The sequence below is a fragment of the Pseudomonas sp. GW531-T4 genome, from assembly GCF_017349615.1.
Taxonomy (GTDB): Bacteria; Pseudomonadota; Gammaproteobacteria; order Pseudomonadales; family Pseudomonadaceae; genus Aquipseudomonas; species Aquipseudomonas chlororaphis_I.
Window position 1 is genome coordinate 192,930 of the sequence record NZ_JACMZT010000006.1, and the last position, 24,504, is coordinate 217,433.

Sequence of the window (24,504 nt, forward strand, 5' to 3'; positions counted from 1 at the left end):
GAATCCTAGCAGCGGCGTATTTTTTTGCTGGCTGCGCTGCTGGTTTTTTGCGATCCGCTGCGCGAATTGAGCATTACCAGCCGACGGACGGATGCGTTTACTCGGGTGCCCCGTCCTTTCACTCGAGAGCGTCCCCTCGCTTGCACCCTTGCATCGGCTATTACCAGGCCATTTCCTGTCGGTACTGGCGCGTGCGCCCGCTGCTGTTCAACTGGTCGAGCAGCAACACCTGCCAGGGGCGTACTTGAAGTTTGCGCGCCCGCCCGCGACTCAGGCGATGCATTTGCAGGCGGACGATGGTTATGGGGCCTGGTCATGGCCACCGAACGATTTCAGTGGCCATATGACGAGTCCCACCTGATTTCACTCCACGCTCAGCGTCAACGGCCGCGGCTGCGGGATGGGATTGCGCATCAACGTACCGACCGTTACCGCCGCGAGCAGCGCCAGGAGCCCGGCGACCCAGAGCACCACGCCGAAGCCGTCGACGAAGGCCTGGCGGGCCAGGGGTTCGACCAGCCCTTTCGCGGAGTCGGGCAGCAGTGCCAGGGCCGCGGGCATGTCGCCGGCCACCACCCGTGAGGCGATGGCCTGGGCCTGGTCGAGCCATGGCGTGGCGCTCTTGCCCAGGCTGACGTGCAGGCGTTGCTGGGTATGGCTACCGAGCAGGGCGCCGAACACGCCGATGGCCAGCATGATGGCGCTGAAGCGCATGGTGGTGCTCAGGCCCGAGGCCATGCCGGCGCGGTCGCGGGGCACACAGGCCATGATGTTTTTCTGCGTGTCGCCATTGAGCAGGCCGGCACCGGCGCCGGTCACCGCGATGGCCAGGGCAAAGCTCAGGTAGCCGCCAGCCTGCACGGCCCAGGCCGCGAGCAGGTTGCCGCAGCCGACCAGGGTCAGGCCGGCGGCCATCAGGGTCGCCGGGGCATAACGCGTCGCCAGGCGCACGCCGATGCGCGGACAGATCAGCATGGTCAGGGCAAATGGCAGCATGCCCAGCCCCGAGGCGATGGCCGAGAAGCCCAGGCCGTTCTGCAGGTAGAAGGGCAGCAGGGTCATCATCACCTGGGCGCAGCCGGCGTAGGCGAACATCCCCAGCAGGGCACCGATAAAGCGCGGATGGCGGAACAGCTGCAGGTCGACCATGGGCCGGCGCTGCACCCGTTCGATCAGCACGAACAATCCGAGCAGCGCCACGCCGGCCAACAGCCGGGTGTAGGTCAGCGGGTGGCTCCAGCCGATGCGATTGGCTTCGATCAGGCCCCAGATCAGGCACAGCAGGCTGGCGCTGAAGGCCAGGCTGCCCCAGGGATCGAGGCGCGCGGCCTGGGTATCGCGGGACTCCGGTATCGCGCGCCACACCATCAGCACCAGCAGCCCGCCCACCGGCAGGTTGAGGTAGAAAATCCAGCGCCAGCCGATGGACTCGGTGATCAGGCCACCAACGGTCGGCGCGGCGGTCATCGCCACGCCCATGCAGGCCCCCCAGAACGCCCAGGCCTTGGCCCGTTCGACCTCGTCATGGAAGGTGTGGCCGATGGTGGCCAGGGCCGAGGTCAGCAGCAGCGCCGCGCCGACGCCCTTGATCGCCCGGGCGATGTCGAGCAACAGCACGTTGGGCGCGGCGCCACAGCCGAGCGAGGCGAGGATGAACAGCCCGAGGCCACAGAGCAGGGTGCGCTTGCGCCCGAAGCGGTCGGCCAGGCTGCCCGCCGGCAGCAGCAGGGCGGCGAAGGCCAGCATGTAGGCGCTGACCACCCACTCGATATCGGCAAAGTTGGCCCCCAGGTCGCGGGCGATGCTCGGCAGCGTCACCGCGACGATGTTGGTGTCGAGCACGATCAGCGAACACACCCCGGAGGCAGTGAGCAGGGTCAGGCGCGGGCTGGCTGGCCTCATGGCTGCACCCGTTGATCCAGCGCGGCGAGGGCGGCCTGGGCGATTTCATCGTCGTGGGCCGGGGTGTCGGCGCTGATGCCGATGGCGCCGATCACCTGGCCGTCGACGCGGATCGGCTGCGCGCCTTTCATCATCAGCAGGCCCGAAGTGATGGCCGCCTGGCGCCCGCCGTTGATGGCGTTTTCCAGGTCGCCGGAAGGGCGCTTGAACAATGCCGAAGTGCGCGCCTTGCCCTGGGCCAGCTCGATGCCGGCCACCACCGGCGCCCCGTCCATGCGCGCGCTGAGGATCGGCCAGCCGCCGTCGTCGACGATTGCCACGGCGCAGGGCCAGCCCTTGGCCGTGGCGGTTTCCTGGGCGGCGTTGAGCAGTTGCTGGGCGGTGGCGAAATTGAGGATTGCCTTCTGGGCAACGTCGGCGTTTTTCTCGGCGGCGAAAGTCGCGGGCACGCTGCAGCAAGTGATCAGGGCCAGAAACAGAGGTTTGACGTGCATGGCTTGGGCTCTCTACTGTGAAGGTCCAGCCAGCTTATCCCGGGCTTTCGCCCACTCTGTTAGGCGCGCTGGAGCACTTCATTACCTTTGAGCTAACGCACTTATGGAAATCCGTCATTTCCGCTATTTCCTGGCGGTGGCCCGGCAACGCAATTTCACCCGCGCCGCCGAACAGCTGGGCATCGCGCCGCCGACCCTGAGCCGGCAGATCCAGGACATGGAGCAGGCCCTGGGCACCCGTTTGTTCGTGCGCCAGCAGCGCGAGGTCAGCCTGACCGAGGCTGGCGCCGCCCTGGTGCGCGAGGCCGAGGCCACGGTGCGCCAGTTCGAGTTTGCGCAACGTAACGCCCAGCGCGCCGGGCGCGGCGAGATCGGCCATATCGAGTTGGGCTACGTGGCCTCGGCGGTGTATTCGGGGCTGTTGCAAAAACAGGTGCAGCGCTTCAGCCAGGACTGCCCGGACGTCAGCCTGAGCGTGCGCGAAAGCCCGATGGCGGCGTTGCCGGCCCTGGTGGCCGAGGGACGCTTCGACATCGGCTACATCCGCTCGCCCATGACCCTGCCCGAAGGGGTCGAGGCGGTCCGCCTGGATGCCGAAGGTTTTGTCCTGGCGCTGCCCGCCGAGTCCTGGCTGGGACGCTTGCCGGAGATCGCCCCGGCCCATCTGCACAACGAAACCTTCGTGCTTCCCGAGCAGATCAGCGGCACTTTGCAGGTCGCGGCCGAGGGCGGCTATGCGCCGAAACTGGGGCCGCAGCCCGGCGGCCTGGTGGCGGTGCTGGCCCTGGTCTCCCTGGGTCAGGGCGTGGCCGTGGTGCCGGAGTCGGTGGTCGGGCACGTGGGGTTGCCCAATGTGTTGTACCGGCCGATCCAGGGCAGCGCGGCGTCGTCCTGGCTGTCGCTGATCCACCGCCGCTTCGAAAAGGCGCCCGCGGTGGCGCGGTATATCGAGCAGGTCAGAAGTGGATTCCGTTAGCACTCATGAGTAGCCGCATGCACTCGACAGGCTTTTTTCGCGAGCAAGCCTGTTCGCGATAGCGCTGCTCCAGGCAGTGCCCGATAAGATCTTGAAATGATTTCCCGATAGGAAATCTCCCTTGAGGTTGTAGGATTCAAGTCCGTTTTTCTTCACAGGACTTGCATGAACACCCTCTCGGAGCCTCCCAGTCGTCCCTGTTCCTGGACGCCTCATTCTTTCCCCGCTCGATCCGCCTTGCGGTGCCTTTCGCCAGTCATAGGGCGCGGCCGTTACCCCGAACCTATTGTTTTTCGCTGCTCGCCGCCGGTTGTCGCAACCGTTGGGCGCTGGCCTGCGTTCGCCGCTCCAAGGCCTTTTGGCCTTGCCTTGCCGTGCCCGGCTGTCTGAATTCACTGGAGAGATAGAGTCGTTTTTATGGAATGGATAATGGACCCCACGGCCTGGCTTGGCCTGTTGACCCTGATCGTGCTGGAGCTGGTGCTGGGTATCGACAACCTGGTGTTTATCGCGATCCTCGCGGACAAGTTGCCACCCCACCAGCGTGACCGCGCGCGGATCATCGGCCTGTCCCTGGCGCTGATCATGCGCCTGGGCCTGCTGGCGAGCATTTCCTGGTTGGTGACCCTGACCGCGCCGCTGTTCGAGGTGTTCGGCAAGAGCTTCTCCGGCCGTGACCTGATCATGCTGTTCGGCGGTGTGTTTCTGTTGTTCAAGGCCACCATGGAGTTGCATGAACGCCTGGAAGGCCATGTCAGCCAGCGCGCCGGCAACGCCGCTTACGCGCTGTTCTGGCCGATCGTGGCGCAGATCGTGGTGCTCGATGCGGTGTTCTCCCTGGACGCGGTGATCACCGCCGTGGGCATGGTCGACGAACTGGCGGTGATGATGATCGCGGTGATCATTTCCATCGGCTTGATGATTGTCGCCAGCAAGCCGCTGACCCGCTTCGTCAACGCCCATCCGACGGTGATCATGCTGTGCCTGGGCTTCTTGATGATGATCGGTTTTGCCCTGACCGCCGAAGGCCTGGGTTTCCACATTCCCAAAGGCTACCTGTACGCGGCCATCGGCTTCTCGATCCTGATCGAGCTGTTCAACCAGATCGCCCGTGCCCGCCGCAAGAAATCCATGCAGGGCCTGCAGCCGATGCGTGAGCGCACGGCCCATGCGGTGATGCGCCTGCTGGGCGGTCGCCAGTTGGCGGTGGAGGAGGTGGGCGAGGAGATCGTCGATCTGCTGGACAATGGCCAAGCGCCGAGCGCCGAGCTGTTCGACCGCCGCGAGCGGGTGATGATCAGCGGCGTGCTGCAACTGGCCGAACGGCCGATCCGCAGCCTGATGACGGTGCGTGCCGACGTCGACTACATCGACCTGGCCGACGATGCCGAAGCCATCCGCAACAAGCTGATGCATTCGTCCTACTCGCGCCTGCCGCTGATTCGCGACGGCGCGGTGGAAGAGCCGCTGGGCTTCGTGCACAAGAAGGAACTGCTCAAGGAATACCTGGCCGGTAACGAGCCGAACCTGGAGCACCTGGCACGCACGGCGATCAACCTGTTGGACAGTTTTTCGATCCTCAACGCCCTGGAACAGATGCGCAAGGCCTCGACCCACATCGCGTTCGTGATCAACGAATTCGGCGATTTCGTTGGCGTGCTGAGCATGACCGACATCCTCGAATCCATCGCCGGCGAGCTGCCCGACGCCAGCGAAATCGAAGGCCCGGACATTGTCGAAGAGCAGGGCGGTTTCATGGTCAGCGGTGCCTTGAACCTGGCGCAGATTCGCCAGCGCACCGGCTTCAACGCCGAAGCCACCGAGGACTACCAGACCCTGGCCGGGCTGGTGATGAGCCTGCTGGACCGCTTGCCGGTGATTGGCGACCGGCTGCAATGGCAGGACTGGACGCTGCAGGTGGTGACGGTGGAAGAGCGGCGGGTGACCCGGGTGCTGATGCACAGGCCGGACGCCGCCTGAGCCATGAGCTGACAGAAAGCCGGACGCGAGTCCGGCTTTTTTTTGCCCGGAACATGACCGGCCGCCCGGGCCCAAGGCGGCGTTGCGGTTGATTAAGTTTTGCTTAAAAGCTTTCAACCCCGTGGCTGATTATCATTCCCGGACAGCTGCCGCAGACTGGTTTCGTATCTCCATGCACCCTTGTTCTTGCCGCGAGGGTCTTGAAACGAGCGGTCTATGTCAGTCAATCCCGCAATACCCCCGCAGCCAGTCCCTGTCGAATGCCCCGCCATGGCGGAGCTCTCCGCCACGGCTGCCGTCCATTCGGCCCTGGCCTGTTGCCAACTGCTGCTGCAACTGACCCAGGAGCGTGCGCCACAGGCCGCCGACCCGGGAAACGAGCGCGACCTGCGCCGGGCGCTCAAGGACTACGCCCGGGGCGCCGGCGTCGATCTGCGCCTGGAGCGTCTGGCGCTGGCCCGGCTGAGCCCGAAGATGCTGCCCCTGGTCTGGCGCGACCGCAGCGGCGCTTTTGTCCTGCTGGCCCGGCTGTCCGACGCGCAGGCGCTGATCCAGCGACCTGCAGCCCATACCCCGGATGTGCTCGATCGCACGCAGCTGGCCGAAGAGTGGAGCGGCGAGGTGATTCGCCTGCGCCAGGGCGGCCTGCGTTTTGATCTGTCCTGGTTCGTTCCGGAGCTGCTGCGCCACCGGCGGATACTCGGCGAAGTGCTGCTGTGCTCGTTGCTGCTGCAAGTGCTGGCCCTGGCAACGCCGTTGTTCTTCCAGGCGGTGATGGACAAGGTCATGGTGCACCGGGCGCTGTCGACCCTCGACGTGCTGGTGATGACCCTGGTGGTGGTCGGCCTGTTCGAGGTGCTGCTCAAGGGCTTGCGCGAATACCTCTCGGCGCACACCGCCAATCGCATCGATATCGGCCTTGGGGTCAAGCTGTTCCGCCACCTGCTTGGCCTGCCGCTGCTGTACTTCAAGCAGCGCCAGGTGGGCGCGATCATCACCCGGGTCCAGGAATTGGACAGTATCCGCGAGTTCCTCACCGGCTCCCTGCTGACCCTCTGTGTGGATGTGGCCTTCACCCTGGTGTTTTTCGCGGTCATGGCCTGGATCTCCTGGCCGCTGACGCTGCTGGTGCTGCTGACCCTGCCGCTGTATGTGCTGCTGGCCTGGGCCAGCAGCGGCCCGCTGGAGAAACGCATCGAGCGGCAGTTCTACAGCGCCGCGCGCAACACGGCCTTTCTCAATGAAAGCGTGAGCAGCAGCGAAACCATCAAGAGCCTGGCGGTGGAGCCGCGCATGCAGCGGCGCTGGGAGGCGCAGACGGCGGAGATGGTCGAGGCCGGTTTTGCCAGCCAGACCCTGGGCAGCGCGATCAGCCAGATGGTCACGCTGTTGCAGAAAGTCACGGCGGTGGCGGTGATCTGCTGGGGGGCGAGCAAGGTCATCGACCTGCAGATGAGCATTGGCCAATTGATCGCCTTCAACATGATGCTGTCCCACGTCAGCCAGCCCCTGGCCAAACTGATCGAGGTCTGGCAGCAGTTCGTCCGGGTGCGGGTGTCGGTGGACAAGCTGGGCGACATGCTCAACCTGCCGGTGGAGCAGGCCGAGGGTGACCAGCGCCCGGCGCAGGCCCTGCGTGGCGAGGTGCGCATCGAACAGGTGACGTTCCGCTACCGCCCGGAACTTGCGCTGGTGCTGCGTGGCCTGGACCTGCATATCGCCGCCGGCCAGACCCTGGGTATCGTCGGGCCGTCGGGGTCGGGCAAGAGCACGCTGACCCGCCTGCTGCAAAAACTCTACACCCCGGATGCCGGGCGCATCCTGATTGACGGCATGCCGCTGCAACAGCTGCAACTGGCCTGGTTACGCAGCCAGATCGGCGTGGTGCTGCAGGAAAACTACCTGTTCAACCGCAGCGTGCGGCACAACATCGCCTTGCGCCATCCGACGGCCTCCCTGGAAAGCGTGATCGCCGCGGCGCGCCTGGCCGGCGCCCATGATTTCATCCTGCGCCTGCCGCTGGGCTACGACACGGTGCTGGCCGAGGCCGGCAGCTCGCTGTCCGGTGGCCAGCGGCAACGCATCGCCATTGCCCGCGCGTTGATGGGCGACCCGCGGATCCTGATTTTCGACGAGGCCACCAGCGCCCTGGACGACGAGTCCCAGGCGCTGATCCAGGACAACATGGCGCGCATCGCCGAAGGCCGCACGGTGATCATCATCGCCCACCGTCTGTCCGCGGTACGCCATTGCCAACGCATCATCGCCCTGGAGCAGGGGCGTATCAGCGAGTCGGGCAGCCACCATGAACTGCTGGCCAACGGCGGCTGTTATGCGCGCTTGTGGGCGCTGCAACAGGCGCTGCGCACGGAGGCCGAATGATGCGTGGCTTATTGACCCCCTTGCGACGCGCCTGGCAGCAGCTGCGCGAGGCACCGGCGCTGCTCAAACGCAGCCGAGACGAATACGAGTTCCAGCCCGGTTACCTGGAGATCGTCGAGCGCCCGCCCGCGCCGTGGGCCCGGGGTACGGCACTGCTGTTGATCCTGTCGATCCTGCTGGCCCTGGGCTGGGCGATCCTCGGTTTCCTCGACATTCACGCCAGCGCCGCCGGGCGCCTGATGGTCTCCAGCTACACCAAGGTGATCCAGGCCCATGAGGCCGGCGAAGTGCGGGCCATCCACGTGCGTGACGGGCAGCGGGTCAAGGCTGGCGACGTGCTGGTGGCGCTGAACCCGATCGGCATCGACGCCGAGTTGAGCGAGTTGCGTGCGCAACTGGCGTTCAAGCGCCTGGAGCTGGCCCGGGCGCGCGCGTTGCTGACCCCGGACCCGCTGGGCAGCTACCAGGCGCCGGACGGCCTGGACGCGGAACAGCTCGCGGCGGCGCGGGAGCAGTTGGCGAGCACCTGGAAGGAGATCCGCGCCAACCTCGACAGCCTCAATGCCGAGATCGCCATCAATCAGGCCAGCCAGCAGGCCCGCAACAGCGAGATCGCCGCCCTGGGCAAGCTGGCCAGCAACGTCCGCCGGCGCCTCGATGCTCGGCGGGCGATGGCGGCCGAACAGTTGATGCCCCGGGTCGAATTGCTCGAACAGGAAAAGGAGCAGTTGGAGGTCGAGCGTTCCCTGGCCCAGCAACATGCCGAGCTGCAGGTGCTCAAGGCCCAGGCGCAGAACCGCCGGGAGCAGCGCGACAGCTTCCTGGCCAGGACCCAGCGCGAGCAGCACGACCTGCTCAACCGCAGCCACCAGGATGTCGCGGTGCTTGAACAGCAACTGATCCGCGGCCGCGACCGGCAGCGCCTGCAAACCCTGCTGGCGCCGGTGGACGGGGTGGTCCAGCAACTGGCGGTGCATACCCTGGGCGGCGCGGTGCAACCGGCGCAGCAACTGCTGGTGATCGTGCCCGAGGGGGCCGAGCTGGATGCCGAGGTCATGGTGCTGAACAAGGACGTCGGTTTCGTCAGGGCCGGCCAGCCGGTGGAGATCAAGGTCGACGCCTTTCCCTACACCCGCTACGGCACCTTGCGCGGCACGGTCGAGCATGTCTCCGGCGACGCCATCAAGGATGAACAGCTGGGCCTGGTGTTCCCGACGCGGATCCGCCTGGAGCGCGCCGCGATCGCCGCGGGGCAGGGGTGGATGCCCTTGCAGGCCGGGATGAGCGTGACCGGCGAGATCCGCACGGGCGAACGGCGGGTGATCAATTACCTGCTGAGCCCGATTCGCGAGTATCAGTCCGAAGCGTTGCGGGAGCGTTGAGCATGACCACCGCCTTCAATCCCGCGGCCGAACAGGCGCCGACGATCCTCGATACCGGCCTGCATGCCCTGGCCTGGGCCGCCCGGCGGTTCGACCTGAGCATCAGCGCGGCGCAACTGAACCACCGCCTGGGGCGGGTCGAGGGCCTGGCCGACAGCCTCGACCTGCGGCGCTGCGCCGGCTGGATCGGCCTGCGGGCGCGGGCGGTGCAAAGCCAGGTGCAGCGCTTGCAGCACCTGCCGTTGCCGGCCCTGCTGGAAACCAGCCAGGGCTGGGCGGTGCTGGACGCGGTGGACGGCGACCAGGTGCGGCTGTTCTGGCCGTTGCAGGGGCAGTGCCAGAGCTTGTCTCGCGAGGAGTTGGCAGCGCTATGGCAGGGCCAGGTGCTGCTGCTCGCCGAGCGGCATGTCGAGCCCAAGGCGCGCGGTTTTGGCATCGGCTGGTTCCTACCGTCGATCCTCAAGCACGGGCGGCAGTTTCGCAGCGTGCTGCTGGTGTCGCTGATGCTGCAACTGGTGGCGCTGGTCACGCCGCTGCTGTTCGAGAACATCATCGACCGGGTCCTGGTCAGCCGCGGCCTGTCCAGCCTGCAGGTGCTGGGCATCGCCATGCTGGCCCTGGCGCTGTTCGAACCGCTGTTCGGCCTGCTGCGTTCCTGGCTGTTCAGCAACGTGGCGAGCCGGATCAACGCCGAGTTGTCCGCGCGCCTGTACCAGCATCTGATCCAGCTGCCGCTGGGGTATTTCCAGGGGCGGCAGACCGGCGAGATCATCGCCCGGGTCGGCGAGATGCAGCAGATCCGCCAGTTCCTCACCGGCTCGGCCCTGACCCTGGTGCTGGACCTGGCCTTCTGCGGGCTGTTCATCGCCGTGATGTATGCCTACGCACCGCTGCTGACCTGGGTGGTGGTCGGCTCCCTGGCCTTGTACTTCCTGTTCTGGCTGTGCGTGGGGCCCTTGCTGCGCAGCCGGGCCTTGCGCGAATACGAGTTGAACGCGGCCAACACCGCCTTTCTCACCGAGGCCGTGACCGGCATCGAGACCATCAAGACCGGGGCCATCGAAGGCGGCTTCCAGCAGCAGTGGCAACGCCAGCTGGCGGCCTATGTGCGCGCGGCGTTCCACACCCGCATCGTCGGCATCTGGGCCGGGCAGGGCATTGGCGTGATCCAGAAACTCACCGCGGCGCTGTTGCTGTGGTGGGGGGTGATGCTGGTGCTGGACGGCCAGTTGAGCCCCGGCCAACTGGTGGCCTTCAACATGCTGGCCGGCCATGTGGTGGAGCCGATCCTGCGCCTGGCCCAGGTCTGGCAGGACTTCCAGCACACCCTGATTTCCCTGCGGCGCCTGGGCGACATTCTCGACACCGAGTGCGAAAGCGGCAGCGGCGGCCTGGCCTCGGTGCCGGCGCTGCAGGGCGGGGTGAGTTTCCAGGGGGTGCGCTTTCGTTATGAGGAGGACGGCCAGGAGATCCTGCGCAGCCTCGACCTGGAGATCCAGCCGGGGGAGTTCGTCGGCATCACCGGACCTTCCGGCTCCGGCAAGTCGACCCTGACGCGCCTGTTGCAGCGCCTCTATGTGCCCCAGCACGGCCGGGTGCTGGTGGACGGCATCGACCTGGCCATCGCCGACCCGGTGGCCCTGCGCCGCAACATGAGCGTGGTGCTGCAGGAAAGCGTGCTGTTCGCCGGCAGCGTGGCCGAGAACATCCGCCTGTGCCGGCCCCAGGCCAGCGATGCCGAGGTGCAGCACGCCGCCAGCCTGGCGGGGGCGGCGACCTTTATCGAGGCCCTGGCCCAGGGCTACGAGACCCAGGTCGGCGAGCGCGGCGGCCAGCTTTCCGGCGGCCAGCGCCAGCGCATCGCCCTGGCCCGGGCCCTGCTGAGCAACCCGGGGATCCTGCTCCTGGACGAAGCCACCAGCGCCCTGGACTACGAGTCGGAAGCGGCGGTGATGGCCAACCTGCAGGGCATCGCCCAGGGCCGCACGGTGATCAGCGTGGCCCACCGGCTCAATACCCTGCGCCACGCCGACCGCATTCTGGTCATCGACCAGGGCCGGGTGCTCGAACAGGGCACCCACGAACAGCTGCTCGCCCTGGACGGGCTGTATGCCCGGCAGTGGGCCTTGCAGATGAAGGATTGAACCCACTGACAGGAGTACGCACGAACCAGGCATGCCTCCCCACCCCGGATATCTACCCCGGAGATTCATCCCGGGGACTCATCCCGATAGGCAGCCTTTCGCGGCGCGAAGGGCTTCGCTCAAAACAGACAAAGGATCACTGCAATGGCTTCCATGTCCAAGGACTTCACGCGCCTGCTCAATACCCTGATCGATCAACAGGTCAAGGCGGCAGGCCGGCAAACCGAATGGTTCAACATGAGCGCCGAGGAGCGCGCCGAGTACATCGCCCAGGTCGGCGAGCGCCTGCTGGAAATGCAGCAGAGCACCCTGAGCGTGCTGGCCGCCCAGCACTATCAGATGCAGGACAACCCGGTCTCGGTCGGCGACCAGTTGCAGACGCTGCAGCAACGCCGCCAGCAGATGAACGCCATCCCCGATACCCCGGCGACCAGCGCCTACAAGCTGCAACTGGACCGCGACATCCTGCTGTACAGCCGCCAGCAGACGGCGATCACTCACTATGACAGCACCTGGAACACCGCCCTGGGCATGCTCAGCCCCGGTGGCGCCACGCAGCTGGAAATCAAGGGCCTGAAGGCCGATGCCCTGGCCAAGCAGGACAAGCTCAAGGGGCGGATCAAGCGCCTGGAGCAGCAGCTGACCATTCAGGTGGCCGACTCCACCTTCAGCCAGGCCTACGTGACGCTGTTCTCCGAACTGCAGGCCTACAAGGAAGTCAGCGCCCGCTACAACACCCTGCTCAAGGCCGCGCCCGAGCAGCAAGCCGCGAGCCTCGGCGCGCTGGCCAAGGCGCCCCGGGCCTCCGACGATCTGCCGGTGAACATTTCCCTGCTGATGATGGAAGAGCGCCCCGGCTACATCCGCATGAACGTGGCGCTGGTCAATGCCAGCACCGACGGGCGCTTCAAGGACTTCTTCCTGGAGAACGGCAGGCTGGTGGTGCCCACCGACGGGGTGCTGAACTTCTCCTTCGGCACCGCGGCCCGCTCCCTGGCCTGGCAGCAACAGTACCGGCTGAAGAACGAGCCGCCGTCCTTCCGCTCGCCGACCTACGCGCCGATCCGCTCGGTGCTGGTCAAGACGTCCTTTGTCGAGCAGTACTTCGCCAATCACCTGGTGTCGGAAAGCTCCTTGCGCGAAGGCTTCAAGGCCCAGGTGCTGGGCAACGGCCACAAGCTGCTGTTGACCAGCGTTGATCGCAAGGTGCCGAACCAGGTCGGCGTCCAGGTTTCCGGCCAGTCGCCCAACACCACCGTCACCCGCGAAGTGCCCCTGGCCGGCGCCTTGAGCGAGCTGATCAACCAGAACGCCGACATCGCCAGCTTCCAGACCATCGGCCTCGAAGGTTTTCGCCAGAACAGCTACCACCCCGACCGTGACGGGGTCTTCGTCAATATCCACGAGCTCGAACGCTCGGTGGGCTTTGCCGAGCGCCAGTACCTGCTGGAAATGCCTCAGGGCGGCGATTACCGCGCTGCGACGCCGTTTGCGCTGATGACCGTCGACGGCGACAAGGTCAGCAGCAGCCACCTGAGCAAGGCGCAGACCGACGCCCTGTATCAATACAACGCGGCGTTTTTCGACAAGCTGGAACAACTGCGCGACGGTGGCATCAAGGCCAGCCGCCTGTTCGAAGGCAGCAGCGAGCGCGCGACCTTCGTGCAGCAACTGACCCGCTTGCTCGAGCGCAACCACATCACCCCGGCCGGGGTGCTGATGCCGGAACACAGCCGCGCCAGCCTGCGCGATATCAAGGGCAACAACCTGAACAAGGTGCTGTGGGAACAGGCCTTCGCCGCGTCGGTCTGGCAGAGCCGCGACAACGACGCGCTGCTGTTCGGCCTGGCCGACAAGCTGGTACAGAACCAGGCGCTGGCCAAGGTCCTGCAAGGCGGTTATGTGCAAAGCGACATTGCCCAGGCCAAGTTGCTGCTGGCGCCGCTGTACGAGCCATGGCGGGTGCAGGCGATCGATGCGGAAAACCAACGGGTCGCGGCGGCCAACGCGGCGCAGCATCCGGATAATCCGAAAGTGCATGTGTTCGACCAGGTGGCGGTCGAGCGCTCCCTGGACAGCAAGCTGCTGACCCTGTTGTTGCGCGGCCCCGAAGGGCTGGAGCCGGCCGATGGCAAACTGCGCCCGACTGTCGAGGCGCTGCTGTCGAGCGACCAGGGCCGCAGCCTGCGCAAGCAGGCGCTGTTCCATGCCCTGCGCCCGGTGGCCGACAGCTTTTCCAAGGCTGCGGTGCCGGTCAATGCCCATGCCGCGCTGGCGCCGCAGAGTGGCGCCGACAAGGTCATGATCAACAACCGGCTGAATCAGCCCGACCCCTACCTGATCCTCAATACCCACCCGGAGCAGGCCCAGGCCGATACCTCGTTCCTGATCGCGGACGACAAGTACCGCAGCTACAGCCAGTTCCGTCCCGACCCGAGCAATGCCGCCACCCGCTACATGAACGACCTGGACACGCCATTCGTGGGCGGCATTTCCGGGACCACCCAGACCGTCAGCAATGCCTTGCCGGAGTTGTTCGGTGGCGCCCTGAGCGTCAAGCAGTACTGGCAGTTCCAGATGGCCAACGCGGCCTTCATGATCCGCAACGGCTATCACTCGTTCTTCGAGACCCTGTACGTCGCCGCCCGTTATGAGCCCCAGGGGCCGGGCAGTATCGGCCAGGACCTGCTGCAGATGTTCGACCGCTACCGTGCCGAAGGCAGCAGGGAGGCGTTGCACGGCGAGCTGTACGACGGGGTGATGGCCCGCGTGCTGCCGATCGTCAACCAAGGCGTGCCGGCGGCCGAGGAGTTCCATCCGCCGCGCTTCACCAGCGTTGGCCCGCTGCCCGCGCTGCTGGGGCAGGCGGCGAAGGACCAGCAGCTCAAGACCGGGCTGGCCCCGCTGGGAGCCGGGTTCGAACCGCGCCAGGGCAGCGCCGACATCCGGCAGTTCGCCGCCGACCCCGTGCAGTTCGCCAAGACCCACACCCTGAGCGCCGAGGCCCTGGTCAAGTCGGGACGCTTGCCGGCCCAGGGCAACGTGCAATTGGTCAAGGTCGCGCCGAACCTGTACGAGCTCGAATACACCGAGCACAGCGCCAATGGCATTGCCGGCAGCGGCGTCGACAGCGTGCCGGCGTATTTCCTCGGCTACAACGGCCCGAACCAGGCCAATGCCGCGCCGGCCTATGTGGACATTCCCAAGCACGCGGCCGCCGGCAGCTTCCTGTTCACCGGGACCTTGTCGGGCTGCTCGCTGGTGGTGACCAGCCTGGACGCCAACACCTTCCGGGTCTACCACGACGGTCGGGTCAACAGCTCGCTGCTGTACGACAACGTGGTGATGGCGGTGGACTACAAGGACTATCAGGTCGCCGGCACCGCCGAGGGCCTGGCCGCGGCCTACATGCAGTACGTCGATGGCCAGTGGCAACTGGTGTTCCAGCGCCAGGAGTACCAGCGCGAAGGCCAGATGGTCTGGCCGAAGCTGCGCGACGGCGCCCAGCCCCTGGCGATCCAGACCGCCGACCCGCAGGTGGTGGAACGCAACCGGGCCGAGTTCGCCGCCTACCGCGAGCAGGTGCACCAGAACCTGAAGAAAGTCGCGGCCCAGTTCGGCGTGTCGGTCGAAGGCGTGGCCGACGGCGTCTACAGCGAGGGCGCCTTTTCTCCCGAGCATCCGGCGATCGCCAGTTGGAACCAGCTGCGCGAAGCGGTCCAGGCCAAGGTCAACGCCGATATCCAACAGCTGGCCGACAAGCGCTACCAACTCCAGCAAGACCGGCGTACTGCCAGCGACAAGGGCCTGATCGACCAGCAGATCAAGCAGCTCAACCTCACCCAGGACTACTACCGGGCGCAGTACGACCCGGTGTTGCGCGAAGCCGGCTCGGTGGAAAAGACCTGGCTCTGGCAGCAGATCAAGGCCAAGGAGGGCAGCGCCGCGGTGGTGCGCACCGACGATACGGCGATCCAGGGCGCAGGCGAGGAGCGCGCCAGCAGCGTTGGCGAGCGTTATGCGATTGCCGAAGCCTATCAGCGCGGCGCGCGCGGCACGGCGTTCAGCGATGGCTTGCGCGATTTTCGCGAGATCAAGATCCCCGGGGTGGACGACAGGATGTCGGCCCTGGAGATGAAGCGGCTGTTTCTCGAGGGTACGCTCAGCCCTCGTGAGCGGGGTGCCCTGAGCGGGCGCATCACGGAAACCGCCCAGGCCGAGTACATCGACAAGGTGCTGCGCCAGACCGCGGTGTTCAGTGAAGACTTCCACAACGCCGGCAGTGTCTTCGGCCAGCTGGCGCCGCAGGATTTCTACCTGTCGCTGGTGGGCGACCGTTCCGGCGGCCGTTGCTACCCCCTGGTCCGGGCGATGGCCGTGGCCCTGGCCAGTGGCGGCGAGGCGGGCGTCAACAGCCTGGTGCAGAAGCTGTTCCTGGCCTCCGCCGATCCTCAGGCAGGCAGCTCGACGCTGCTCAAGAACAGCCTGATCCGCCTGCATTCCAATGTCGAAGCGGTCCAGGCTTCCAGGGAGCTGGGGCAGGTCAAGTTGTCCGAGGTGGTCTCGCGGCTGGCCGCCAGCACCGGCACCTCGATGTTTGCCCTCAACACCCAGAACCACTCGATGATGGTGGGCAGCACACAGACCGCCGAGGGCCGTCGCTACTACTTCTATGACCCGAACGTGGGGATCTTCGCCTTCGACTCCACCAAGGGCTTGGCCAAGGCCATGCAGCAGCACCTGGTGACGCGCAACCTGGCCGCGCACTATGGCTCGTTCGGCACCAAGTCGCTGCCGGCCTTCAACCTGATCGAGATCGACACCGGCAAGATGGCCGAGGTGCCGGTGGGCAACGGGCTGAATGTCGCCGATCTGTCGCGTCCCGAGGAACTGGCCGGGGTCATCGGCCAGCGTCGCCAGGTGGAACAGGCGGTGGGCGCCCAGCAACGCGTCAGCGAAGACCTGCGCCTGGGGGCGGCGTTGACCACCTTCGACGCCGAGCAGTGGGGCGCGCGTTTCGAAGTCGCCAGCACCCGGCTGGCCCGGGAACATCAGTTGGGCAGCCAATGGCTACCGATCATTGCCAACATCGAGGAGCAGAAGGAGGGCGGCTATCGGGTCCAGTTCATCAACCGTGACCAACCCGAGCAGACCCGCTGGCTGGCCACCGACGATGGCACCTTTGTCGAGTTCCGGCGTTTCGTCGATGAACACATGCGGGTGTTCAACGAGCACTTCACCCTGGAGCATGGCCAGATACGGCCCCGTGCCGGCGTTAGCGAAGCATCGCCGGTAGACGGCCTGAACGCCGGCTTTGCGGTACAGACGCTGATCCAGTGGTTTGCCGACAAGAACCGCAAGGACACGGCCCAGGGCACGGTCTCGCCGGACCTGGCCACCGCGCTGAAGATCCACAGCTACCTGGGCCTGGCGCAGATCGGCCATGGCACCTTGCAGGACGTGGTCAAGGTCACCGAGCTGGTGCAGACCGCGTTGCGCGGCGAAGCCATGGCTGCCGAGACCTCGCTCAAGGACTTTGCCTCGACCCTGGGCCACACCGTCAACGAAGGCGCGGGCGTGCTGTTTGGCGGGGCCATGGTCGGCCTGGATGCCTATGAGCTGGCCCATGCCGAGAACGATGTGCAGAAGGCAGTGTTCGGCACCCAGCTGGCGTTCGATTCGGCCAGCTTCGTCACCGGCGCGGCCGGGGTCGGCGCCGGGCTGCTCGGCGCCTCGACGGCGGCCGCGGTGCTCGGCGGCGCGGGGGTGATCCTCGGCGGCCTGGCGGTGGGCTTCACCGCGCTGGCCCAGGCCTTTGGCGCGGTGGCCGAAGACGCCAAGGCGGTCGGGCGCTATTTCGATACGGTCGACAAGGCCTACAAAGGCAACGGCTACCGCTACGACGCGGACAAGAAAGTGCTGGTGCCGCTGGCCGGCGCGGTGGTCAAGCGCCTGGACCTGCGCAACAACCAGATCGGTTTCGACAGCCAGTACATTTACCGCACCCACCACGGCTCCACCGGTTCCGGGGCGATCAACTACTTCTTCTGGGCCGGGGATTTCCCGCGGATGATCCACGACCGTGGCCAGGCGATCGAGGTGCGCAGCGGCATCGGCTACAAGGACGCCACGCGCACGCTCGAGCATGGCGACAGCACGGCGGTGATCCTGCCGGGCACGCCCAAGTCCTACATCAGCTACGAGTACATGATCCTGCCTGGGTCCACCACCCGGCATGACACCGGTTTCGACGTGATCCGCAGGCTCGAGGAAGACCGGCGCTTCGACTACGACTTCTACATCTTCCCGAGCGAGGAGACGATCCGGCGGATTCGCCAGGAGTATGTCGACACCCCGATCGAGGTGCTGCTCGATTCGCGCGACCGGCAACTGGTGATACCCGAGCTGCCCAAGGAGCTGTACGGCTATCTGAACTACCAGATCAAGGGCGCGGGCGGGCGTTATCTGGTGGGCCTCAATGAAGGCACCCGGGTCGATCTGTCCAGCGAGGCAGGCACGCCGTCGCGCTGGATCATCGACAGCAGCCAGCTGGCGAGCGAGAGCATCAGCGTGTCGAAGGGCCAGTTGGTGGTCGGCGGCGTGGTGGTCAAGCTCGACCCGGCGAGCAACGGCCAGGTGCTGGTGGTCAACGCCAAGGGCGAGGTGCGCGAAGTCGATTTCGCCGGCATGAGCGCCCGGGTGGTGGAGGAAGACGCGAGCAAATGGCAGCTGCCTGGCCAGCGTATCGAACAGCACCTGAGCGAGCTGGCCAAGGCCCATCAGCTGCACGGTCAGTATGTGGTCGTCGATAACTACAGCCACGAGGGGCGCAATGTCGGCCGGGCGTTCTACGACGTCGCCAAGGACCGCATGCTGTTCACCGACACCCAGGTGGAGCAGGCCAGGAACGCCCAGTTGGGGGCGGTCATCGGCGAGCACGCCTACTTCGTCGACGCCGAGAATTCCGCGGCATGGCGGGTCGAGATCGCCACCGGCAAGGTCGACGCGCAGTTCGCCCCGTCGTTCAACCAGAGCGCGGGCCGGATCAGCCGGTTCTGGCAAGAGGGCGATGCGGTCTACCTGGCCCGTCGTTATCAGCTCAAGGAGCGCGAGGCCGAGCTGAACTTCCGCATCATCGGTGACCGGATGGAACTGGTCGGGGTGGTCGGCGATGACGCATTGCTGCAACTGTCGGCACGCACCGACCAGCATGGCGATGCGCTCAAGGCCCTGCTCCAGGGCTACCAGAGCCAGGCCACGCAGCGCGCCACCCCGGTGTACAGCCTGGGCGCGCCGATGATGGAGCCGAGCGCCGCGGCGCTGGTGACGGTGTTTGGTCTGGATAACGCCAAAGTGGCGCACCGCTACTGGGTGCGCACCAGCGACGGCACGGTGATCAAGCCGAACCTGGCGCCTCCGGCAGGTCAGCAGCCGCCGCTGGATGCCCAGGGCAAGCCCCAGAGCGCCTGGCCGATCCCGGCGGACCTGGTGTTCGCCGGCAGCATGCCGCAGCCCGCCGGCCAGGAAGTGTTTTTCTTCTACAGCCAGAAGGAGAAGATCCTATTCCGCCAGGAAGGGCCGGGGCAGAAAGTCCTCGACGGTAGCCAGCCGAGCGCCTTGCGCCTGGCCACGCCGACCCTGGCCAATGTGCTCGAACTCAACGGCCATCTGGTGGCCGTGACCGAGGACGGGCGTGTCGCGCGGATCGAGGCGACCGGGCGCCTGAGCTATGAAGCGGTCAACGAGCATTGGCTCAAGAAACACGGCACCTGGTGGAAGGACCTGGCCAGTGTCAACGGCAGCAACGCCACCCTGGCGGTATTCGGGGCCAAGGCCGCCGATGGCAAGAGTGCGCTGCCGGTGTGGTACCACAACGGCCAGGTGATCGTGGCGGCGTCCTCGTTGCAAGGCAAGCCGCTGCAGTTTCTCGGCTTCGACAGCGCCAGCTCCAGCGCGCGGCTGTTCGAGCCCGAGAGCGGCAAGCTCTACCTCCAGGCACCGATGACGTCCGAGGCGTTGGCGACCGCGTTCGGCGGCGACGAGGTGCTTGAGGCCTCGGCGCAATTGCCCGCTGCCACGCTGCTGATGCCCCAGGTGCAGCTGCGCTCGGCGGTCCAGGTGGATGCCGGGCTGCGGTTGACGACGGCGCAGGGCGAAATCCTGCTGCGCACCAACAGCGGCGATGTGCAGCTGGTGGCGGTCGACAAGGGCTGGCAGCAGCAACACCTGGGTAATCTGCCCCAGGCGCTGGCCAAAGTGACAGGGCAGTGGGGAGCCAAAGGCGTGTTGACCTTGCAAGGCGCCGACAGCCAGGGCTGGTTCGATGTCGCCAGCGGGCAGATGTTCGCCAGCACCGGCATTCCCGCCGCGAGCGACCTGCGCTTTATCGGGGTGGCCGCCGAATCGCAGCGCTCGGCCTACGTCTACAGCCCGACGGAGCAGGCGCTGTACAAGGTCAAGCAGGGGGCTGCGCAGAAGCTCGGGCACTACGGCAATGTCGAGCGTATCGGCTCCTCGCTGCTGCTGCAGGGTGGGGGCGGCGGTCGTCAGGACGAACTGGCGCCGCCGTTGATCGCCGGGGTCGACAGCGTGGTGCTGCATGGCGGCGGCGCCAACGACACCTACCGCTTCACCCCGGCGATGTGGGCGCACTACCGCACGGTGGTGATCGACAACGATGACCCGGGCCAGGCCCTCGACCGCCTGATCCTGCCGGTGGCCGATGGCAAGAACATCCTCGTCAGCCGTCAGGGCGAGAACGTGCTGCTGACCGACGCCGGCACCGGCACGGCCCTGGTGCTGCGCCAGGTGTTGGGTAGCCAGGCCGCGGCGCATCGGCATCTGCAGATCGAGCTGCAAGGCGACTCATCGGTGATCAGTGTCGATCATCTGGTGAAGGGCTTTGCCCAGGCGGGCTCGACCAGGGATGCTTTGTTCGAGCTGTCCTCGCGCGAGCGCCAGAGCGTGCCGACGGCGAACGACATCGCTTCGGTGACGGAGGCCGAGGGGCCCAGCCTGGCCAAGTTGAGCGGGGCCATGGCGGCCTTCGCCGACACCGGTGGCGCTCGTGAACAGGTGCCGCAAAACCGTCAGGCCGCCCAGGCGGTGCTGGTGCCTTCACTGACCTGACCGCGCAGGAGCAAGCACAGGAGGGGCGCAAAGCCTCTCCTGTCTCCGGCCGAATCACTTCTTTATGTAGAACAGCAAACCATGATCAAACCCATGATTTCGCGGCAGCGAGCCCTTGCCGGCTGGTTGCTTGTCCCTCTGTTGCTTGCCACGTTGCCGGCCGCCTCCCTGGCGCAGGCGGCCGAACACCCGCGCCAGGCCATGCCCAGCGACCTCTGGCGGGTGTACCTGGATGCCCAGCAGAACAACAGCGAGCTGGCGGCGGCCCGTGCCGACCAGGCCGCGCGGGCCGAGGCGGTGCCCCAGGCGCGGGCCGGGCTGCTGCCCACGCTGTCGGCCAGTGCCGAGCTGAACGGCACCAGCACCTCCCTGCAACAGCCAAAGCAGGACACCCGGCGCAGTGGCACCAGCTACCAGGCGGTGCTGAACCAGCCGATCTTCCGCGCCGATCGCTGGTTCAGCCTCAAGGCCGCCGAAGCCGAGGACCAGCAGGCCCAGCTGGAGCTGGCGGCGGCCGAACAGAAACTGATGCTCGACAGCGCCCAGGCCTATTTCGGCCTGCTCAAGGCCCAGGACGCCCTGGCGGCGGCCAAGGCTGAAGAAGCCGCGCTCAAGCGCCAGCTGGAACTGGCCGAGAAGGGCTTGCAGCTGGGCCTGTCGGACCGTACCGATGTGCTCCAGGCCGAGGCCGGGCATGACACCGCGCGGGCCAACCGGATCGTCGCGCAGAAGCGCACCGACGATGCCTTCGAGGCCCTGGACACCCTGACGCACCAGCAATACGCCGCGATCCAGGGCGTGCGGCATGACATGCCGATAGTGTTGCCGGAACCCAACGATGCCCGGCGCTGGGTCGACACCGCGGTGCAGCAGAACCTGACCCTGCTGGCCAGCCAGCAAGCCCTGGACGCGACGCAGCAGACCCTCAGTGCGCGCAAGGCCGGGCACGCGCCGACCCTGGACGCGGTGCTGCGTTACCAGACTGGCGACAACGACAACCTGGGGTACGGCAACAGCGATATCCGCGGCAGTGGCTACGGCGGCAATGTCGAGCAGCGCTCCATCGGCCTGCAGTTGAACATTCCGCTGTTCAGTGGCGGCCAGACCTCTTCCCAGGTGCGCGAGGCCCACCAGCGGATGAATCAGCGCGAATACCTCAACGACAACCTGCGGCGCCAGGTGGTGGAGCAGACCCGCAACCTGCATCGCGGCCTCAACAGCGGGGTCGACCAGGTCAAGGCGCGGCGCCAGTCGATCATTTCCAACCAGGGCGCGGTGCTGGCCTCGCAGCTGGGCTTCCAGGTCGGCACCCGCAATATCGTCGATGTACTGGAGGCCCAGCGCCAGCTGTATAACGCCGTGCGCCAGTACAACGACAGCCGCTATGACTACATTCTCGACACCCTGCGGCTCAAGCAGTCGGCGGGAACCTTGTCGCCCCAGGACCTCAAGGCGCTTTGTGATTACCTCAAGGCCGACTACGATCCCGACCGCGATTTCCTGCCGCCGGAGTTTCCACGCCGGCTGGCGGCGCGTTGAGGCTGTTTGTCAGGGCGGCAGGTACGGATTCATCAGGTAAAGGGGCGAGGTGTTGCACAGGTTAACGAACTTCTTCGACAGCCACAGACGGTGTTGTTACGCCCTGGGCGTGGTGATCGCGGTCGGTGCCGCGGTGGCGCTGGGCAACTACTACCGCCTGCAGGTCGAGGACGTCTACCAGGCCAGTATCGAGATGCAGACCCAGGAGTACGCGGCGGATCTGCAGCAGTGGAAGTCCGACGGTTTTGCCATTGGCGCGCTGTCGATCCTGGGGCGCCACAACCCCTCGCTGAAACGGGTGATCCTGGAGCGCGAGCCCTCCGCGGAATTGATGGAGCAGGCGGCGATCCCGTTGAAGACGCTGTCGATGGTGGTGGGCGCCAATCATGCCTTTGTCCTCAATCGCGACGGGGTGGTGGTGGCGGCCCATGATCACCAGGGCCAGGCGCCGCTGGGGCTGAATGTGGCCTTCCGGCCCTACTTCAAGGTGGCGCTCAACGGCGGCAGCAGCGTCTATGGCGCGATCAGCGTCACCACCGGCACCCGCATGTTCTACATGGCGGTCCCGGTCTACGAGTCGCGCACGCGCCAGGACAAGGTGATCGGGGTACTGGTGGCGCGTTTCGACGGCAAGATGCTCGATACCAACCTGAACAAGCAGTATGGCGACGACCTGAAAATGATCCTGTCGCCCAGCGGCGTGGTGCTGGCCGCCAGCAATCCGGAGTTGCTACTCAAGGCCGACCGCGCCTGGTCGCTGCGCGACTTCAGCGGCGAGATCCGCCGCCAGTTCGGCGACTACCCGTTCGCCCACGGCGTTCCCGAACGCTTGCCCTTCGATACCCATCAGCCGCAGGTCAAGCTGGACGGCCGGCGCTACAGCCTGTCCCGGGCCGACTTCGACTGGAACGACCCCAGCGGTCCCTGGAGCCTGGTCACCCTGGGCGACCTGGATGCGGTGCTGCCGGCCGAGCAGGTGCTGCTGATCAAGGGCCTGAGCGCCGTGGTGTTCCTGCTGTTGCTGTGGGGCGGCCTGCGGCGCCTGGCCGATGCCCGGCGGCACAAGGCCGACGTGGCGCGGATCGAGCAAAGCGAGCGACGCCTGGACATGGCCCTGCAAAGCGGGGCACTGGGCTTGTGGGACTGGAACGTCAGCCTGGGGATCGTCATCAACAACGATGTCTGGCTGCGGATCCTCGGCTACAGCAAGGAGGAACTGGACCAGACCTTTGGCAATGGCCTGGACCGCTGGGCCTGCCTGGTCCATCCGCAGGACCATGAGCCGGTCATGGCCAGGCTCAGGGCGCACCTGGACAACGAGGTCGAGGAGTACCGCGCCGAGTACCGCATGCGCAGCAAAAGCGGGCGCTGGTTGTGGGTGCTGGACATCGGCCGGGTCATGCAGCGCGATGCCCAGGGCGCGCCGACGCGGGTCACCGGCGTGCTGCAGGACATCACGCAGGCGGTCGAGGTGCAGCAATCGATCGTCGACAGCCAGACCAAGCTGCAGTCGATGATCGCCAACATTCCCGGGGTGGTGTTTCGCAGCCTGCCGGACGGCGCGCGGACCATGGTCTTCGTCAGCGATGCCATCGAGGGTCTGAGCGGTTTTCCGGCGGCGCATTTCCTCGCCGGGCACAGCTATCGCGACCGGGTCCACCCCGATGACCTGGAGATTTTCGCAGGCTGCCTGAGCAGCGCCAGCTACATGCTCGAATACCGGATCATCACCGCCACTCAGGAGGTGCGCTGGGTCTACGACAAGGGCCAGACCATTGTCGTGGACGGGGTGCCGCAGTACCTGGACGGGGTGATCTTCGACATCAGCGAGCGCAAGGCGGTGGAAGCGCAGATCCAGCAATCGCGGCGCGACGCCGAGCTGGCGACCCAGGCCAAGTCGGAATTTCTCGACAGCATGTCCCATGAGATCCGCACGCCGCTGAACGCGATCATCGGCATGGCCCACCTGGTGCAGGACATGCCCCTGGAACGGGCGCAGCGCGACTACATCGAGAAGATCGACCGTGCGGCGAGGAACCTGGTGGGCACCATCAATGGCGTGCTCGACCTGTCGAAGATCGAAGCCGGCAAGCTGAGCATGGAGCAGGTCTGCTTCGACCTGCGGGAGCTGGTGGACGATGTGTTGCTGCTGGTGCGCCAGCGCGCGGAAGAACAGGCGCTGCAACTGCGCCTGGACATTCCCGCCATGTTGCCGCGCAGCTATGTCGGCGATCCGCTGCGCCTGGCCCAGGTGCTGACCAACCTGGTGGACAACTCGATCAAGTTCACCGAGGCCGGCCATGTGTGCATCGGCGTGTGCCTGGTGCGCCAGTGGAACGACAAGGCGCTGCTGTGCTTCAGCGTCACCGACACCGGGGTGGGCATCAGCGAGGAGCAGCAGGCGCGGCTGTTCAATGCCTTTGTCCAGGCCGACCTGTCCATCAGCCGGCGTTACGGCGGCAGCGGCCTGGGGCTGACCATCTCGAAGAAAATCGTGCAGATGATGCAGGGCGACATCTGGGTGCACAGCAAGCCGGGGCAGGGCGCGGTGTTCAAGTTCACCGTGCAGTTGAGCC

Annotated in this window: 11 protein-coding genes; 8 read left to right on the top strand and 3 right to left on the bottom strand. The window is 66.2% G+C overall.

The window, feature by feature from the left end; translation table 11 throughout:
• Positions 1-160 precede the first annotated feature (160 nt).
• The 3 genes from J4D28_RS30405 to J4D28_RS07165 all read right to left on the bottom strand — a co-directional run bounded on the left by J4D28_RS30405 (position 161) and on the right by J4D28_RS07165 (position 2,396).
• Positions 161-283 carry a hypothetical protein gene (locus J4D28_RS30405; RefSeq protein ID WP_016705350.1) on the bottom strand — a complete coding sequence of 41 codons (123 nt, stop codon included), beginning with the start codon at positions 281-283 and terminating at the stop codon, positions 161-163.
• 80 nt (positions 284-363) lie between these two features.
• Positions 364-1,902, bottom strand: coding sequence for an MFS transporter (locus J4D28_RS07160; protein WP_053269380.1), 1,539 nt, complete (start codon positions 1,900-1,902; stop codon positions 364-366).
• Positions 1,899-2,396: a heme-binding protein gene (locus J4D28_RS07165; RefSeq protein ID WP_009049655.1), complete on the bottom strand. Its 498-nt coding sequence runs from the start codon at positions 2,394-2,396 to the stop codon at positions 1,899-1,901. The genes J4D28_RS07160 and J4D28_RS07165 overlap by 4 nt, the downstream gene beginning before the upstream one ends.
• Before the next feature lie 103 nt (positions 2,397-2,499).
• Between J4D28_RS07165 and J4D28_RS07170 the strand changes: the two genes are divergently transcribed.
• The 8 genes from J4D28_RS07170 to J4D28_RS07205 all read left to right on the top strand — a co-directional run.
• A complete protein-coding gene (locus J4D28_RS07170) occupies positions 2,500-3,372 on the top strand; it encodes a LysR family transcriptional regulator (RefSeq protein WP_009049654.1) in 873 nt (290 codons plus the stop codon).
• Between the two features lie 417 nt (positions 3,373-3,789).
• On the top strand, positions 3,790-5,352 hold the full coding sequence (locus J4D28_RS07175) for a TerC family protein (RefSeq protein ID WP_103331318.1): 1,563 nt from the start codon (positions 3,790-3,792) through the stop codon (positions 5,350-5,352).
• A gap of 270 nt (positions 5,353-5,622) precedes the next feature.
• Positions 5,623-7,734: a type I secretion system permease/ATPase gene (locus J4D28_RS07180; protein WP_103331319.1), complete on the top strand. Its 2,112-nt coding sequence runs from the start codon at positions 5,623-5,625 to the stop codon at positions 7,732-7,734.
• Entirely contained in the window at positions 7,731-9,116 is a 1,386-nt protein-coding gene (locus J4D28_RS07185) for an HlyD family type I secretion periplasmic adaptor subunit (RefSeq protein ID WP_009049651.1), read from the top strand. Before J4D28_RS07180 ends, J4D28_RS07185 begins: the two co-directional genes overlap by 4 nt.
• Positions 9,117-9,118: 2 nt before the next feature.
• On the top strand, positions 9,119-11,260 hold the full coding sequence (locus J4D28_RS07190) for a type I secretion system permease/ATPase (protein WP_103331320.1): 2,142 nt from the start codon (positions 9,119-9,121) through the stop codon (positions 11,258-11,260).
• A 144-nt stretch (positions 11,261-11,404) separates the two neighbouring features.
• Positions 11,405-20,389, top strand: coding sequence for a TcdA/TcdB pore-forming domain-containing protein (locus J4D28_RS07195; protein ID WP_103331321.1), 8,985 nt, complete (start codon positions 11,405-11,407; stop codon positions 20,387-20,389).
• A gap of 81 nt (positions 20,390-20,470) precedes the next feature.
• Complete coding sequence (locus tag J4D28_RS07200) at positions 20,471-21,928, top strand: TolC family outer membrane protein (RefSeq protein WP_103331322.1); 1,458 nt, start codon at positions 20,471-20,473, stop codon at positions 21,926-21,928.
• 112 nt (positions 21,929-22,040) lie between these two features.
• Positions 22,041-24,504, top strand: a 2,464-nt coding sequence (locus J4D28_RS07205) for a PAS domain-containing protein (RefSeq protein WP_207246404.1), incomplete at its 3' end; no start/stop codon positions are given.